This is a genomic window from Paenarthrobacter sp. YIM B13468, assembly GCF_042788025.1.
Classification (GTDB): Bacteria; Actinomycetota; Actinomycetes; order Actinomycetales; family Micrococcaceae; genus Arthrobacter; species Arthrobacter aromaticivorans.
Genome location: NZ_JBHZPI010000020.1, coordinates 1 through 16,731 on the forward strand (window position 1 = coordinate 1; position 16,731 = coordinate 16,731).

At 63.2% G+C, this 16,731-nt stretch carries 13 protein-coding genes; 1 reads left to right on the plus strand and 12 read right to left on the minus strand.

Annotated elements, in window-relative coordinates; genetic code table 11:
* Positions 1 to 668 precede the first annotated feature (668 nt).
* The 3 genes from tyrS to ACFX4T_RS17930 all read right to left on the minus strand — a co-directional run bounded on the left by tyrS (position 669) and on the right by ACFX4T_RS17930 (position 5,022).
* Positions 669 to 1,979 (minus strand): tyrosine--tRNA ligase, encoded by a 1,311-nt coding sequence (gene tyrS / locus ACFX4T_RS17920; RefSeq protein ID WP_377653087.1) that lies wholly within the window; start codon positions 1,977 to 1,979, stop codon positions 669 to 671.
* Positions 1,980 to 2,016: 37 nt separating this feature from the next.
* Positions 2,017 to 4,245 (minus strand): AAA family ATPase, encoded by a 2,229-nt coding sequence (locus ACFX4T_RS17925; RefSeq protein ID WP_216925216.1) that lies wholly within the window; start codon positions 4,243 to 4,245, stop codon positions 2,017 to 2,019.
* Positions 4,246 to 4,362: 117 nt separating this feature from the next.
* Positions 4,363 to 5,022, minus strand: a complete 660-nt coding sequence (locus tag ACFX4T_RS17930; protein WP_377653089.1) for a DNA-3-methyladenine glycosylase — start codon at positions 5,020 to 5,022, stop codon at positions 4,363 to 4,365.
* A gap of 82 nt (positions 5,023 to 5,104) precedes the next feature.
* Between ACFX4T_RS17930 and ACFX4T_RS17935 the strand changes: the two genes are divergently transcribed.
* Positions 5,105 to 6,580, plus strand: coding sequence for an AlkA N-terminal domain-containing protein (locus ACFX4T_RS17935; RefSeq protein WP_377653091.1), 1,476 nt, complete (start codon positions 5,105 to 5,107; stop codon positions 6,578 to 6,580).
* A gap of 522 nt (positions 6,581 to 7,102) precedes the next feature.
* Here ACFX4T_RS17935 and ACFX4T_RS17940 read toward each other — a convergent pair.
* The 9 genes from ACFX4T_RS17940 to argC form a co-directional block, all read right to left on the minus strand.
* Positions 7,103 to 7,840, minus strand: coding sequence for a maleylpyruvate isomerase family mycothiol-dependent enzyme (locus tag ACFX4T_RS17940; RefSeq protein ID WP_377653093.1), 738 nt, complete (start codon positions 7,838 to 7,840; stop codon positions 7,103 to 7,105).
* A gap of 76 nt (positions 7,841 to 7,916) precedes the next feature.
* Entirely contained in the window at positions 7,917 to 9,332 is a 1,416-nt protein-coding gene (gene argH / locus ACFX4T_RS17945) for an argininosuccinate lyase (RefSeq protein ID WP_216925219.1), read from the minus strand.
* A complete protein-coding gene (locus ACFX4T_RS17950; RefSeq protein WP_211711897.1) occupies positions 9,332 to 10,537 on the minus strand; it encodes an argininosuccinate synthase in 1,206 nt (401 codons plus the stop codon). The genes argH and ACFX4T_RS17950 overlap by 1 nt, the downstream gene beginning before the upstream one ends.
* A 74-nt stretch (positions 10,538 to 10,611) precedes the next feature.
* Positions 10,612 to 11,148 (minus strand): arginine repressor, encoded by a 537-nt coding sequence (locus tag ACFX4T_RS17955; RefSeq protein ID WP_216925220.1) that lies wholly within the window; start codon positions 11,146 to 11,148, stop codon positions 10,612 to 10,614.
* Complete coding sequence (gene argF / locus ACFX4T_RS17960; RefSeq protein ID WP_377653095.1) at positions 11,148 to 12,155, minus strand: ornithine carbamoyltransferase; 1,008 nt, start codon at positions 12,153 to 12,155, stop codon at positions 11,148 to 11,150. The genes ACFX4T_RS17955 and argF overlap by 1 nt, the downstream gene beginning before the upstream one ends.
* Positions 12,152 to 13,417, minus strand: a complete 1,266-nt coding sequence (locus tag ACFX4T_RS17965) for an acetylornithine transaminase (RefSeq protein ID WP_377653096.1) — start codon at positions 13,415 to 13,417, stop codon at positions 12,152 to 12,154. Before ACFX4T_RS17965 ends, argF begins: the two co-directional genes overlap by 4 nt.
* Positions 13,414 to 14,358, minus strand: a complete 945-nt coding sequence (gene argB, locus ACFX4T_RS17970; protein WP_223948583.1) for an acetylglutamate kinase — start codon at positions 14,356 to 14,358, stop codon at positions 13,414 to 13,416. The genes ACFX4T_RS17965 and argB overlap by 4 nt, the downstream gene beginning before the upstream one ends.
* A 10-nt stretch (positions 14,359 to 14,368) precedes the next feature.
* Positions 14,369 to 15,535: a bifunctional glutamate N-acetyltransferase/amino-acid acetyltransferase ArgJ gene (argJ, locus tag ACFX4T_RS17975; RefSeq protein ID WP_223948582.1), complete on the minus strand. Its 1,167-nt coding sequence runs from the start codon at positions 15,533 to 15,535 to the stop codon at positions 14,369 to 14,371.
* Entirely contained in the window at positions 15,532 to 16,563 is a 1,032-nt protein-coding gene (gene argC, locus ACFX4T_RS17980) for an N-acetyl-gamma-glutamyl-phosphate reductase (RefSeq protein WP_223948581.1), read from the minus strand. The genes argJ and argC overlap by 4 nt, the downstream gene beginning before the upstream one ends.
* Positions 16,564 to 16,731: the final 168 nt, after the last annotated feature.

Below are 16,731 nucleotides of genomic sequence, written 5' to 3' on the forward strand. Positions count from 1 at the left end.
TCACTATTCCAGAGCAGTACCAACCAAAACCCCTACAGGGCCTCAGAATCGCTCCGGAGCAACTTTTCAAACTTACCCGATCAACCAGATCTTTGCAAATCAGCGTTTCCGCGATTACCGATCCAAGTCTCGGCCCCACCATCACAGGCACGCTCAAAAGCGAACCATGTTCCAGGCTGTCATCAAAGGGGGTCGGCCCCCGCGGCTCTCAGCACCAGGCTGTCTCACTCGCGGCGACTCAGAAGACATTACACGCCCACAAGCCCCGACACAAATCCACCCCCACACCACCCAAAACCCCGCAAACACACGCCAAACACCCCCACCCAAGACCCAAAACCAGCCCAAAACCACCAAAACAACTTACCGTGAAGCCCGTCACACCAACCAAACCCCATCACCCCGCCCACCAAACACCACACCCAGCCACCGCCGTCGAACCCTACTCCCCCACCCCCATCCCGACAGAACCTGAGACAACAAACCCCAAAACCCGCCGCGATGTGAGAGAAGGATGCTCGAAAACAACGATGATGTGAGAGAAGAATGCTCGAAAACAACGACGATGTGAGCGAGCAACTTTCCCCAGCAAAGCACCGCTTAAACGCAGAAAAGGCCGGCAACCATAACGGTTGCCGGCCCTTTCAGGTAGAGCGATGATCGGGAAATTAGGCTGAAACCTCAATGGTCGCCAGGTTTTTCTTGCCGCGTCGAAGGAGCAAGTACCGGCCATGAAGGAGCTCGTCCTGGGCGATGACGGCGTCGGGATCGGACACCTTCGTGTTGTTCACGTAGGCGCCGCCTTCCCCTACGGTGCGGCGTGCTGCCGACTTGCTGTCGGACAAACCGGAGGCAACGAGCAAGTCAATGATTCCGAGACCATCGGCGCCGATTTTCGCTGACGGAAGTTCCGCCGTCGCTGATTCCAGGGTGCGCTCGTCCAGAACGGTGAGGTCGCCGTTGCCGAATAGAGCTGCGGAAGCGGCGATGACCTTTTCGGTTGCGTCGATGCCATGGACCAGTGAGGTGACCTCGAACGCAAGCTTCTTCTGGCCTTCGCGTGCAAAAGGGCGCCCGGCAACGGACTGGCCAAGCTCTTCAATTTCTGCCCGCGTCAGGAACGTGAAGACCTTCAGCCGGTCGACAACATCGGCATCGGCCGTGTTCAGCCAGAACTGGTAGAACGCGTACGGACTGCACATTTCTGGGTCCAGCCAAATGGCGTTGCCCTCGCTCTTGCCGAACTTAGTGCCGTCCGAGTTGGTGATGAGAGGCGTACCCAGAGCGTGGACGCTCTTGCCCTCCACCTTGCGGATGAGTTCGGTGCCGCTGGTGAGGTTGCCCCACTGGTCCGACCCGCCGGTCTGCAGCGCGCAGCCGTAGTCGCGGAACAGCTGGAGGTAGTCCATGCCCTGCAGGATCTGGTAGCTGAACTCGGTGTAGCTGATGCCCTCGTCGGAGCTCAACCGCGACGCGACAGCATCCTTGCGCAGCATGGTGCCCACCCGAAAGTGCTTGCCGATTTCACGCAGGAAGTCGATGGCGCTCAGCGGGGCAGTCCAGTCCAGGTTGTTGACCATGCGCGCCGCGTTGTCGCCCTCAAAGCTGAGGAAACGGCGTACCTGGCCCTGAAGGTAGCCGACCCACTCCGCAACGGTGTCCTTCGTGTTCAAGGTGCGTTCCGCCGTCGGACGTGGATCGCCGATCAGGCCCGTGGATCCGCCAACCAGGCCGAGCGGCTTGTGGCCGGCCAGCTGCAAGCGACGCATGAGAAGGAGCTGCACCAAGTTGCCCAGGTGAAGCGACGGGGCGGTGGGATCAAAGCCACAGTAATACGTGATCGGGTCCCCGGCGAGCAGCTTTTCCAGTTCCGTTTCATCGGTGGAAACGTGGACAAGGCCGCGCCATTTGAGCTCCTGCCAGATGTTGGCAAAAGCGGGATCGTTGTGCTGGGACTCGATGTTGTTTACGTGTGACACGAGATCTAAGTTAGCAGGATTGTTGAGCCGGCTTTTCCTAGCGTTCGATGCCGGCAGGGAGCGGCGCCGCGGCGATGAGCCTGAGCCGCTGGGTGGGTCGGGTCATAGCAACGTAGAGGTCACCCACCTTGCCGTGCTCATGGTTGAGCATTGCTGCCGGTTCCAGGACGATGACGCCATCAAATTCCAGGCCCTTCGCTTCCTTGGGACTGATGACCACGATGTCCTGCTCGTAGCTTCCGGCTCCAGTGCCGATACGACGGCCATAAATCCCACGAAGTGCCGCAGCCGCCTCGGGCAGCAGCGGCCCGTCGGCAATCACAGCGAGCAAGCCGCCGTCGATCGCTTCGACTTCCTCCGGCAGGACCTCGACCAGGCGCGCGACGATGCCGTCCGCTTCGACTCGGTCCACGATGGGTGACCATTTGCCTTCGCGAACCGCCTTGGGGGCGGAGACCACAAGGCCCGCGCGGTTGGCCATCCGGACAGCGGCCTCGGCAATCTGGGATGGCGTGCGGTAGTTGACGGTGAGTTCTTCAAGCTGCCAGCGGTCACCGAACGACGGCGCCAGCGCGCTTTGCCACGAATTGGCACCAGCCGCGGCACTCGTCTGGGCGATGTCCCCCACGATCGTGAAGGACTTCAGGGGGCAGCGCCGAACGAGGAGCCGCCACTGCATGGCCGAAAGTTCCTGCGCCTCATCAACCACGATGTGGCCGAAAGCCCAAGAACGGTCGCTCGTGGCACGCTCGGCTGCGGTGAGCCGGTTCTCACGTTCCTGGTTCTGGTCTGCCAGTTCCTCGGCGCTCACCAGGACATCCACGCCCATGGCTTCCATGTTGGCCAGGGTCTGCTTGGCGTTGGCGAGATCGCGAGCGCGGTCGGCTTCCTGCTGGGCCAATCCCCTGCCCGCGGCAGGATCCAGCTCACCGAGCAGCTCGGCAGCTTCGTCCAGGAGCGGCACGTCCGCCTCGGTCCAGGGAGCATCTGCTGGCCGTTGCAGGAGGGATCGCTGTTCCGGTGTGAGGTGCGGTGTACAGGCTTCGAGGATGGCGGGCTTGCTGAAGAGCTCGGAGATCAGCTTCTCCGGTGTCATCGGCATCCAGCACAGGTTCAATGCGATACGGACGTCCCGGGCAGACCGGACGTCTTCGGCGAGGTAGGCGCGATCGGCGTTATTGCCGATGTTCGATTCCTCGACGAGGTCCGTTAGTTGCTCCGTGAGCTCACGGAGGAGGATCTTGACGAACGTCAGCCGGGCTTCGTTGTGGGGTTTGCCGGTGGCCCGGGCCTTTTCCCGTGCGCGGCGGACCTGGCGGACGGTCAGCGTCAACTTGCGGGAATCCACTTCGAGAATGCGATCTTCTGCTGGGGTACGCTGCCGGTTTGCTACAGCGTTGGCCACCACCGTGGCCATGTCGAGCTTGCCCTTGAGCGCAGCGACGTCAGGATCTTCCTCGGGAACAGCGTGAATTCCGGGCATGAGTCGGCCAAGACTGGCCATGACGACGCCGGTCTCGCCGAGCGAGGGCAGCACACGCTCGATGTAGTGCATAAAGGACGACGACGGTCCCACCAGCAGCACGCCGGCACTCTTGAGGCGATCACGGTGCGTGTAAAGGAGGTAGGCCGCGCGGTGCAGTGCCACTGCGGTCTTACCAGTGCCCGGACCTCCCTGCACAACGAGCGCGCCCGAGATCGAGGACCGGATGATCCTGTCCTGCTCGGACTGGATGGTTCCCACGATGTCCGACATGCGGCCCGTGCGCTTGGAATTCAGGGCCGCAAGGAGTGCGCCCTCGCCTTGCAGGGAATCGTTGTCCGCGAGCATCCCGGCATCCAGGACATCGTCCTCGATCGCCTTCACGTCGCGGCCTTGCAAGATCAGGTGCCGACGGCGGCGCACACCTTGGCGGTCGAACGCGGTGGCCTGGTAGAAGTGGCCGGCTTCGGGGGCGCGCCAGTCAACCATGAGCCGCTGGAGATCGGCCGTAGACAGCCCGATGCGGCCAATGTACTGAGCCTCACCCGAGTCCAGGTCCAGGCGGCCGAAAACCAGACGGTCATCGACGGCGTCGAGCTGGGCAAGGCGGTCCTCGTACAGTGCGGCGAACGCGTCACGTTCCGAAACGTTTTGCATGGTTCCCACTGCACCGGCCTTGCGCACCTGCGCCAGCTGGGCGCGCTTTTCTGCGCGCAGCTCATCGAGCCGGGCGTACAGCCCGGCAACGTATTCCTGCTCGTGGACCAAATCAGCGTCGTGCATCGAACCGTAACCCCTATCGCAAAAGACAGACCTACCATTCTACAGCGATTTTGGTAAACATGTGGGGTGCGGGCCATATCGCGGACCAGCGTCCCAAGTCAGGCCCGGTTGCTCTGTTCAGGCCCGGTTGCGAGGCCGCGCCGCTTTGTACCGTGAAACCGTCGGGTCATCTTCGATCCAGAAACGCCAGGGATAGTCGGTACTTCCACCTGGCCCAGCCACTCCAACCCGCGGTCCGCTGGCCACTGCCGCCGCCGGCGTCCCAGGCAACCACAGGCTGAACGGTGACGCGAGCGCGTCACGGCCGGTGTCCGCCGTCGTAAGTCCCAGTGCCGAGGCGAGCCGCGCCGGTCCACTTGCCAAATCTTTGTGGGCTTTGGAGGCAGGCCTACGTAGGGTGGCGAGCCCCTCCCCTTCGACAATCTCCCCGGCCCGCAGAAGCAACGCCGACGGCGAGCCTCCGGGACCGCAGACGATATTGGCGCAGTAGTGCATTCCGTAAGTGAAGTAGACGTACAGGAACCCCGGCGGTCCGAACATGGGCGCGTTACGGGCAGTTGGTCCGCCGAAAGTGTGCGATCCAGGATCGGGGTGTTCGGAATCGCGGGGGCCCATATACGCCTCCACTTCCGTGAGTCTCACCGCGACAGGTCCAGCCTCGGAGTGGTGGGTGAGCACCGCGCCGAGGATCAGTGGAGCGATGAGACGGGGGTCGCCCTCGAGGAACTTGCGTACTTTTTCGGGATCGGTGACTCCCTTCTCCATGGACGAGCTCATGCCCAGACCCTAGCAAAAATCGTGGAACGGCCATGTCCGATTTCCGCTAGCAGCGGACGTGGACTCCTGACAGGATGAATGTATGGACTTCTGGCAGCGCTACCGGGCAATTGACGCCCGCGACACCCGCTTCGACGGACAATTCTTCACAGCCGTCAGTTCGACGGGTATCTACTGTCGGCCGTCCTGCCCTGCCCGGACGCCGAAGGCCGAGAATGTCACGTTCTACGAGACCTCGGCCGCTGCCCACGAAGCCGGGTACCGTGCTTGCAAGCGATGCCTTCCCGAGGCCGTGCCCGGAACACCGGCCTGGAACATCCGATCTGACGTTGCCGGCCGTGCAATGCGTTTGATCAACGACGGCGTTATCACACGCGAGGGGGTCGACGGCCTGGCGCACCGTCTGGGCTACTCGGCGCGCCAGCTCAACAGGATCCTCAGCCACGAACTCGGCGCCAGTCCCCTCTCGCTGGCGCGGGCAAGCAGGGCCCAGACTGCCAGGACACTGCTGGTCTCCACAGACATGCTCCTCGCCGACGTCGCCTTCGCTTCCGGCTTCAACAGCGTGCGGCAATTCAACGACACCATTGGTGAGGTGTTCGCGATGACGCCGACGGCGTTGCGCGCCACAGGTGCGAAATCGGGAGTTCGCCGGGGTGCTGCCGCGCCGACTGCGCTGACGCTTAATCTGCCTTACCGGGAACCATTTGATCCAGGCATCTTCGACTTCCTGGCCGTCCGTGCGGTGCCGGGAATTGAAGTGGCACGTACGGAGGCCGACGGAACCAGAAGCTACGGGCGCACGCTCCGCCTCCCCCGAAGCACCGCCTCCTTCTTCGTGGTGTACAACCCCTCGACGCCGGGCAAGCCGTTGCAATTGACGGCCACTGCCGTGGACCTGCACGATCTTCCTGCCTTGTTGAGCCGCGTCCGGAGATTATTCGACCTGGACGCGGACCCGCAGGCAATCGACGAAGCCCTCGGCATGGACCCTCGGCTCACGGGTCGCATTAAGACGATTCCCGGAATTCGCGTGCCGGGTGCGGTCGACCCCCAGGAATTACTCATCAGGGCAATGATTGGTCAGCAAATAACAGTTGCTGCTGCTCGAACGGCACTGACTCAGTTGTCCGTCGTTGGCTCCCTCGCGGGGGCGCCTTCGCCCGGGCTGGAACGGCTGTTTCCGACGGCGGCTGAAATCGCCGAACACGGACGCGAGCTGCTGCGGGGACCCCGCCGTCGCATCGAGTCCGTCATTGCTGCGGCCGAAGCTATGGCCACGGGGGCCCTTGAGTTTGGCTATGGCGACGACGTTGCCGCGCTGGAGCGCAAGCTACTGCCGCTGCCAGGAGTTGGGCCATGGACTGTAGGGTACGTCGCCATGCGGGTACTCGGAGCACCGGACGTTTTCCTGGCTAATGACGCGGCAGTTCGCAACGGGTTGAGAGCACTCCCGCCTGGCGCTGACCTCAGCCCTGACTTCGGGGAAGTGAGCCCTTGGCGGTCATACGCCACCATGCACTTGTGGCGGGCGGCAGCAAAGCCCAAAGATTCGTAGCTCCCGTTTCCTCTCGCACATCCCGGCGCCCTTCCGCGATTCCTCTCGCACATCGCGGCGCCTTTTCTCGGTTCCTCTCTCACACCCCAACACCTTTTCGCGATTCCTCTCTCACACCCCAACACCTTTTCGCGATTCCTCTCTCACACCCCCAACGCGGGGGAGTGTCCGTTTAACGGTGGATTCGGGTGCTGGCGTTCATGTGATCCTGCCTTCGAAGGTGATGACCTGGAAAACACCGCGGAAAGTGAGAGAGGAACCGGGAAAACACCGCTGGAAGTGAGAGAGCGTCGCCGAAAACGCTTCAGGATCTGAGAGAACATTTCCATAGGGACAACGACTCGTAGCTCCCTTCCTCCCCTATAACCCGGCTTCCCCCATAACCCCGCGTCGGCATTCAGCCGCGAGCCGACGTCGTACTCTTTCCCTGAAACGTCGGGAAGTGAGAGAAGAACCGGCAAAACGCCGCAGGAAGTGAGAGAAGAACCGGCAAAACGCCGCAGGAAGTGAGAGAGCATCACCCTAGTGGGCTGCGGGAAGTCCTGCGGGCCATGGGAGTAGGTCGGGCAAGTCGACGCCGTCGGCAGCCGCGGTAGCTCGCAGGCTTCCCAGGCTCGGTTCGCGGCCGGCGAGCCATGCAGCAATATCCGTAAGCATGCCCGTGATCGCAATCGATGTACTGCCCGTGCCAATGACCTGCTGAGGCAGTCCCGTGGGCTGCAAGACAAATTTGTACTTCTCCGGAACGCGCGCCTCGAGGAAAGTGAACAGGTGCTCGCAGAAGGGGCGGCTCCAGGTTTCCGGACCGTAGCCCAAGCCCACGTCCGAAGCGTGGATGGTAAGTTCGCGCCACAGCGCCAGACCGCCGTCGAGGACGGTTCCGTTCCGGTAGCTGATGCGTGCTTCCCAGTCGTCCGGTTCCAAGGCGTCGAACGCGGCGAGTGCGGACTCCAGCGCAGCGGTAACACTTGCCGTGTGCTGCGCGAGGCTGTGCCCGGCGGCCAGCTCGATGGCCTTGTTGCGGCCGTCCATGCCGCCGTCGTACAGCTCCACGGCCTCACCGCGCCGGGCGTACTCGAGTTGGCGGGCCATGGCGCGAGAAATCCCGGCAATATGGGCAAGGACGTGGCCACGTGTCCAACCTGGGAGCTCCGACGGTTGGGTCACGGAGGACTCGTCCAGTTTGGTCAGGATGCGGGTAACGATGTCGGCGGCTTTGTGAAGCTCTTCGGGCAGCGCCCCAGTGGTGATCTGAGTCATAGCGCCATGCTAACGCACCCCTTAAAGCCCTGTGGGACAGCACGTGATGTGCCATCCCACAGGATTGATGGTGCGTTTAGCCGGCGTAGCTGCGCGCTGCGTCCAGTTCTGCCTTGAGCGCCACCAATTGGCGTTCGACGGCGGCCGGCGCAGTTCCGCCCTGCGAGTTGCGGCTGTTGAGCGAACCTTCGGTGCTGAGCACGCTGCGGACCTCGGGAGTCAAGTGCTCCGAGATCGCTGAATACTCTTCATCCGTCAGGTCCCACAGTTCAACGCCACGGCTTTCGGCCTGCTTGACCGCAGCGCCGGACAGCTCGTGTGCTTCACGGAAGGGGACTCCCTGGCGGACGAGCCATTCGGCGATGTCGGTAGCCAGCGCAAAGCCCTGGGGAGCCAGGGACTCCATGCGCTCGGTGTTGAACTTGAGGGTGGCGATCATGCCGGACACGGCCGGAAGCAACAGCTCCAAGGTGTCGGCGGCGTCGAAGACCGGTTCCTTGTCCTCCTGCAGATCGCGGTTGTACGCGAGAGGCAGGCCCTTGAGCGTTGCCAGCAGTCCGGTCAGGTTGCCGATGAGACGTCCTGCCTTGCCACGTGCGAGCTCGGCAACGTCCGGGTTCTTCTTCTGCGGCATGATCGAGGACCCAGTGGAGTACGAGTCGTGCAGCGTCACGAAGGAGAATTCCTTGGTTGCCCAGAAAATGACTTCCTCGGAGATCCGGGAAAGATCAACGCCAATCATGGAGCAGACCCACGCGAACTCGGCGAAGACATCGCGGGAGGCAGTGCCATCGATCGAGTTGTGGACGGCCGAGAAGAAGCCCAAATCGGCTGCCACGGCCTCGGGATCCAGTCCCAACGACGAACCCGCCAGGGCACCCGAACCGTACGGCGAAACTCCCGCACGCTTGTCCCAGTCCTGGAGGCGCTGTACATCGCGCAGCAATGCCCACGCGTGGGCAAGGAGGTGATGGCTCAGCAACACCGGCTGGGCATGCTGCAGGTGCGTCCGGCCAGGCATGGCCACACCTGGGTGTGCCTGGGCCTGATCGACAAGGGCATCAATGGTGGCAAGGACCCCACTGGCAATGATCCGTGCGTGATCGCGCAGGAACATGCGGCCGAGCGTTGCCACTTGATCGTTGCGGGAACGGCCGGCACGGAGCTTGCCGCCCAACTGTGTTCCGGCACGCTCGATCAGGCCACGTTCCAGCGAACCATGAACGTCTTCATCGCTCTCGGCTGGCAGGTAGGCGCCGCTGGCCACGTCCTCGTCCAGCTGGGTGAGGGCGGCAAGCATGCCTTCAAGCTCGGCGTCGTCCAGCAGTCCGGCCTTGGCCAGCACGCGGGCGTGAGCCTTGGAGCCAGCGATGTCGTAGCGGGCAAGCCGCCAGTCAAAGTGCGTGGACTTGCTCAGTGCGGCCAGCGCATCGGCGGGGCCGCCGGCGAACCGGCCGCCCCACAATGCGCCTTCGTTTGTCGCCGACGTCATTACTCGCCTGCAACCCGGAGGTCGCGGCCCGAGGCAACCTTGGAGGACATGCCCCACAGCTCGATGAAGCCACGCGCCATGGACTGGTCGAAGGTGTCGCCCGTGTCGTACGTGGCGAGGTCGAAGTCGTAGAGCGAGGTCTCGGAGCGACGACCGTTGACGATTGCCTGGCCGCCGTGGAGAACCATGCGGATGTCACCGGAGACGTACTTCTGGGTGTCCTCGATGAAGGCGTCCAAGGAACGCTTCAGCGGGGAGAACCACTGTCCGTCGTAAACCAGTTCTGCCCAGCGCTGGCCAACCGTGGCCTTGAAGCGGGCCTGCTCGCGCTCAATGGTGATGTCCTCTAGGTGCTTATGCGCAGTGATCAGCGCCATGGCACCCGGAGCTTCGTAAATTTCGCGGGACTTGATGCCCACCAGACGGTCCTCGACGACGTCGATGCGGCCAACGCCTTGTGCGCCTGCACGGCGGTTCAGTTCCTGGATGGCCTGCAGCGGGGTGACCTTGACACCGTCGATGGCTACCGGCACGCCAGCCTGGAAGGAAATGGTGACCTCATCCGGAGCCGGCGGGAATTCCGGGGTGGCGGTGTAGTCGTAGATGTCCTTGGTGGGTGCGTTCCAGATGTCCTCGAGGTAGCCGGTCTCGACGGCGCGTCCCCAGACGTTCTGGTCGATCGAGTACGGGTTCTTCTTGGTGGTCTCGATCGGCAGACCCTTTTCCTCGGCGAAGGCGATGGCCTTGTCGCGGGTCAGGGCGAGGTCGCGGACCGGTGCGATGCACTTCAGGTCCGGACCGAGGGTCTGGATGCCAACTTCAAAGCGAACCTGGTCATTGCCCTTGCCCGTGCAGCCGTGAGCGACGGTGGTGGCACCAAATTCGCGGGCAGCCTTCACCAGGTGCTTCACGATCACCGGACGCGAGATAGCCGAAACCAGCGGGTAGTGGCCCTGGTAGAGGGCGTTGGCCTTCAGCGTGGGCATGGCGTATTCGTTGGCGAACTCATCGCGGGCGTCGGCCACGTAAGCCTCGACGGCGCCGCAACCCAGGGCGCGCTGGCGGATGGTCTCCAGGGACTCGCCGCCCTGTCCGACGTCGACGGCCACAGCGATGACCTCGGCGCCGGTGGCTTCACCGATCCAGCCGATGGCTACGGACGTATCAAGGCCACCGGAGTAGGCCAGAACAATGCGCTCAGTCACGAGAGTGCTCCTTTGTTGTTGCTTGGTTCATTTGAAATCAATGCTGTAAAAGTCATGGGCCGCGTCCACGGCGGTTAGTTTCCGGGTCCGGCTTCCTCGGCCAGTTGCAGGAAACGAGCCGCGAGTTCCGCCCCGCCGTCGGGATCCCTGGCAACCAACAGCAGAGTGTCGTCGCCTGCGATCGTACCCAATACCGACGGCATGACGGAGTGGTCGATGGCCAGTGCCAGGAAGTTCGCGGCCCCAGGAGGGGTTCGCAGGACCACAATATTGCCCGATGCCTCCGCGGTAACGAGCAGTTCTCCGCATAGCCGGGAAAGCCGTGCGTCCAGAATTTCCTGAGTGACGCCGCTCTTGGCATTGCGGTCACCGCCCTCCCCCGGAACGGCGTAGACCAGGGCACCTTCCTTGCCCCGAACCCTTACCGCGCCAAGTTCCACAAGGTCGCGGGACAGCGTGGCTTGGGTGACCTGAACGCCGTCGTCCGCCAGCAGAGCTGCAAGCTCTGCCTGGGAACGCACGGACTCACCCGTCAGGATCGCGGTGATACGCGCCTGACGGGCAGTCTTGGTGGCCGGGCTTGCGCCCGGAACCGACGGATTCGTGGACACTAGAACGTGCTCTCCCCAGTGCCCTCAACTGGAGAAAGACCGTCAACGAATGCCAGGCCGGAGCGGTGCATCAGCCAGGCCATGAGGGCCTTCTGGGCGTGGAGGCGGTTCTCCGCCTCGTCCCAGACGATCGACTGCGGGCCATCAATGACGCCGGCCGAAATCTCATAACCGCGGTACGCCGGGAGGCAGTGAAGCACCACGGCGTCGGGCGCGGCCTGTGCCATGGCGGCCTCGTCCACGGAGTAGTCGCGGAACAACTGCATCCGGGCTTCCTTCTCGGCTTCCTGGCCCATGGACACCCAGGTATCCGTGGCCACGACGTCGGCGCCCTTGAGGGCCTCGGCCGCGTCGCTGGTGATCAGCACCGAGCCGCCGGTCTCAGCGGCGCGCTCTTCTGCAGCGGCGACGATGTCGGCTGCCGGCAGGTAGCCTTCGGGGCCGGAAATGCGGACGTGCATCCCTGCGGTCACGCCGGCAAGCAGGTAGGAGTTGGCCATGTTGTTGGCGGCGTCACCGAGGTAGGCCATGGTCAATCCGGCCAGCTCGCCCTTGTGTTCCTTGACCGTCAGGAGGTCGGCCAGGAGCTGGCAGGGGTGGTAATCGTCGCACAGGGCGTTGATGACGGGCACTTTGGAGTTTTCGGCCATGGCCACCAGACCGGAGTGGGCCCCGGTACGCCACACGATGGTGGAGACCATGCGCTCCAATACCTTGGCAGTGTCCTCCACGGATTCCTTGTGGCCGATCTGCGCTTCACCGGGATTGATGATGAGCGCATTGCCGCCCATGTCGGCAATGCCGGTGGCGAAGGAAACACGGGTGCGGGTGGAGGTCTTGTCGAAGATGACAGCCACGGTCTTGCGGCCGTTGCCTTCGGCGGCAAAGGGTTGGACGCTGTACGGCGCCGCCTTCATGCGGACAGCCAGTTCAAGGACCTCAGCCTGCTCAGCAGGGCTCAGGTCGGTGTCCTTCAGGAAGTGCCGGGTGCTGGTGGAAGTTGTCACTGTGCGTCCTTAGCGGTGGTGGCGGTAGCCGTTGCGATCAAGGAAGGGAGGGCGGCAAGGAACCGGTCAGCCTGTTCGGTGGTCAGGATGAGTGGTGGTGCCAGACGGATGGTCCGCGGGCCGGGGCTGTTGATGATGAACCCGGCGTCAAGGCCTGCAGTAACCATTGCAGGAGCTACATCGGCATTGACGTCGAATCCGATAAGGAGACCTTCACCGCGGACCTCAGTCACGGCGTCCACCCGGGCAAGACCCTCGCGTAAGTGTGCCCCGACACTCAAAACATTCTGGAGGACACCCTGGCTTTCGATGGCGTGCAGCGTCGCGAGCGCCGCTGCGGTTGCCACCGGGTTTCCGCCGAAAGTGGTTCCGTGCTGCCCGGCGGTGAGCAGGGCCGACGTCGTACTTCCAAACGTGAGGAGGGCTCCGATCGGGAAGCCGCCACCCAGGCCTTTGGCGAGGGTAATGGCGTCCGGAACGATTCCGGCGTCCTCGCTGGCCAGCCACTTGCCGGTGCGGCCGATGCCGGTCTGGACCTCGTCCAAAATCAACAAGGCGCCAGCCGCCGTGGTGGCTTCGCGGGCTGCCTGCAGGTATTCGGCGCTCAGCGGTCGGACGCCCGCTTCACCTTGGATTGGTTCCAGGAAGACGGCTGCTGTGGATTCGTCGACGGCGGAGCGCAGCGCTTTAATGTCACCGAACGGGATATGGACCACGCCGCCGGGCAGGGGCTCGAACGGTGCCCGGTAGGCTTCCTTGGCCGTGAGCGCGAGGGCGCCCATGGTGCGGCCATGGAAAGCGCCTTCAAGGGCGATGATCTTGGTGCGTTTGGCGTCGCTGTTCCGGCGGGCCAGCTTGAACGCGGCCTCGTTGGCTTCCGTGCCGGAGTTGGCAAAGAAAACCTTGGAACCCGCGGGAGCATTGGTGATGGCCAGGAGCTTTTCGGCCAACGCGATCTGCGTGGGGCTCGTGAAGAAGTTGGAGACGTGTCCCAGCGTGGCGAGCTGGCTGGAGATCACTGAGGTGACGAAGGGGTGGGCGTGGCCCAGCGCGTTCACGGCGATGCCACCGAGGAGATCCAGGTATTCCTTGCCGTCGGCGTCCCACACGAGGCACCCCGCGCCGCGGACCAGGACCCGCTGTGGGGTGCCGAAGACACCCATCAACGACGAGTTGTAGCGGGCCAGCCAGTCGGCGCCTGAGCTGTGGCCGGTGATGGCGTCTGCCGGGGTTTCCACCAGTTCTGCTTCGTTAGCGGTCATGCGGTCACTTCCTCGTCAGGAACAACCTGCGTGCCGATGCCCGCGGTCGTAAAGGTTTCCAGCAGCATTGAGTGCGGCAGCCGGCCATCCACGATGTGCGCGCGTTCCACGCCTTCGTCGATCGCCTTCAGGCACGCAGCCATCTTGGGGATCATGCCCGACTCGAGCCGGGGCAGCATTTCGCGGAGTTCGGTCGCCGTCAGCGATGAGATCAATGACGATTTGTCCGGCCAGTTCGCATAGAGGCCCTCGACGTCGGTCAGGATGACGAGTTTCGTAGCGCCCAGCGCCGAAGCAACAGCTGCGGCCGCTGTGTCCGCGTTGACGTTCAGGACCTGGCCGGTAGTGGGACCGGAACCGTTGCCGTCGTCGAGGATTTCCGGGGCGACCGTGGAGATCACCGGGATGCGGCCGGCGTCGAGGATGTCCTTGATCCCGGCGGGGTCCACGCCTACAACTTCGCCCACCAGGCCGAGGTCGACTTCCTCGCCGTCCACCACCGTGCCCGTGCGGACTGCGCGCAACAGGCCGCCATCCTCGCCGGACATACCAACAGCGTACGGACCATGGGAATTAATCAAGCCCACCAGTTCGCGTCCCACCTGACCGGTGAGGACCATGCGCACCACGTCCATGGCTTCCGGAGTGGTGACGCGCAGTCCACCCTTGAACTCGGACTCGATGCCAAGCCTGCCCAGCATGGAGTTGATCTGGGGGCCGCCGCCGTGGACCACCACAGGGTGGATGCCCACGTGGTGGAGGAACACGATGTCCTCGGCGAAGGCACGGCGGAGATCATCGTTGACCATGGCATTGCCGCCGTATTTGATGACCATGGTGGTTCCGGCGAAGCGCTGGATCCAGGGCAGGGCCTCGATGAGAGTTCCCGCTTTGTCCTGGGCGTCAGACATGGATGTGGTTTCCCGGGTGTGCGCAGTCATAGTCATCCGCTCAGCTCGAGTATGCACTGTTCTCATGCACGTAGTCGTGCGTGAGGTCATTGGTCCAGATGGTTGCCTCGGCGTCGCCGGCCTGAAGGTCGATGTCGACGTGCACTTCACGCGGTTCCAGGTCAACCAGGTTACGGTCCTCGCCGATGCTGCCGTTGCGGCAGATCTGCACGCCGTTCATGGACACGTTGAGCTGGTCCGGCTCGAACACGGCATCCGTGGTGCCCACTGCGGACAGCACCCGCCCCCAGTTGGGGTCCTTGCCGAAAATGGCGGCTTTGAAGAGGTTGGAACGTGCAACGGCGCGGCTAACGATCTCGGCGTCGCGTTCGCTGGCTGCGTTGAAGGTACGGATAGCGATATCGTGGCTGGCACCTTCGGCGTCGCCAATGAGCTTACGTGCCAACTCCGCGCAGACCTTCGTGATGGCCTCGCTCAGCTGCTCCGCTGAGGGCAAAGCCTCCGAGGCGCCGGATGCCAGCAACACCACGGTGTCGTTGGTGGACATGCAGCCGTCAGAGTCCGCGCGGTCAAAGGTGACCCGCGTGGCATCGCGGAGGACGACGTCGAGCTCGTCCGACGGTACCTGGGCGTCAGTAGTGAGGACAACCAGCATCGTTGCCAGGCCGGGGGCCAGCATGCCGGCACCCTTGGCGATGCCGCCAACGGTGAATTGCTTGCCCTCAGCATCAGTTCCCGTGAAGACAGCTTCCTTGGAGACGCTGTCCGTAGTCATGATGGCTGTTGCAGCAGCCGAACCGCCGTCTGCCGAAAGCTCGCCGAATGCGGCTTCAACGCCCGGAAGGATCTTGTCCATGGGCAGTTGCTCACCGATGAGGCCAGTGGAGCAAACCACGACATCGGAAGCTGAGACTCCCAGTACTTCTGCCACTTTCTCGGCCGTGGCGTGCGTGTTCTGGAATCCCTGCGGACCAGTGCAGGCGTTGGCTCCACCGGAGTTAAGGATCACGGCGTCCACGCGTCCGTCGCTGACCACCTGGCGTGACCAGTGAACGGGTGCAGCGGCTACACGGTTTGAGGTGAAGACAGCAGCAGCGGACTTTTGCGGGCCGTCGTTCACAACAAGGGCCAGGTCCGGGTTGCCGGATGCCTTAATGCCCGCTTTGATGCCGGAAGCCCGGAATCCCTTGGGTGCGGTAATGGTCACGGTGCAACTCCCTGCAGGTTCAGGCCGGCTGTTTCGTCCAGGCCGAGGGCAATATTCATGGACTGCACGGCTCCGCCGGCAGTTCCCTTGGTGAGGTTGTCGATGGCGCACGTCACGATCACGCGGCCAGCGTGCTGGTCAAAAGCCACCTGCATGACGGCATGGTTGGAACCCTGCACGGATTTGGTAGTGGGCCAGTGGCCTTCAGGCAGGAGGTGGACGAACGGTTCGTCGTCGTAGGAGTCCGCCCAGGCTTGGCGCAGCTCCGCGTAGGTAACGCCGTGACCAACTTTTGCAGTGGCCGTGGTGAGGATGCCACGGCTCATAGGCGCCAAGGTGGGAGTAAAGGAGACGGTCACCGGCTCCCCTGCAGCGTTGGATAATCCCTGCTCGATTTCCGGCGTGTGCCGATGACCTCCGCCAACACCGTAAGGACTCATGGAACCCATGACTTCGGAGCCGATCAGGTTAACCTTTGCGGCCTTGCCAGCACCGGAAGTACCGGACGCAGAGACAATCACGACGTCGTCCGTCAGGAGGAGATTATTGGCGAACCCGGGAGTCAAGGCGAGCAGGGCCGACGTCGGGTAGCACCCGGGAACGGCGATGCGCTTGGCACCCTTGAGGGCGTCGCGCTGTCCCGGCAATTCAGGGAGCCCATACGGCCAGGTGCCGGCATGGGCGGAGCCGTAAAACTTTTCCCACGTAGCCGCATCCTGCAGGCGGTGGTCCGCCCCGGCGTCGATGACAACCGTGCCTTCCGGCAGTTGGGCAGCGATCTCCGCAGAAGCGCCGTGCGGGAGTGCCAGGAAGACGACGTCATGCCCGGACAGGTTCTCCACAGTGGTGTCTTCCAGAATCCGGCTGGCCAAACCGTGGAGATGCGGCTGCAACTCCCCTAGTCTGGAACCGGCGTTGCTGTGCGCAGTGATAGCACCGATAGTGACGTTCGGATGGCCTGCAAGCAGGCGCAGCACTTCTCCCCCGGCGTAGCCGCTGGCACCGGAGACGGCAACAGAAATAGTCATAGCTCCACTGTACAGCAAAACTATTCATGGTTGCCGATATTTATGCATGCCGTCTTCTGGCAAGTGCAAGGCGTCACATAGGTTAGTGCCGACAGCGTATGCTTAGTGGAGGGTGATCCAGACCGTGCAGTCCGAACGTCGGCTGCAGCGTTGCCCGTTAGCGATACG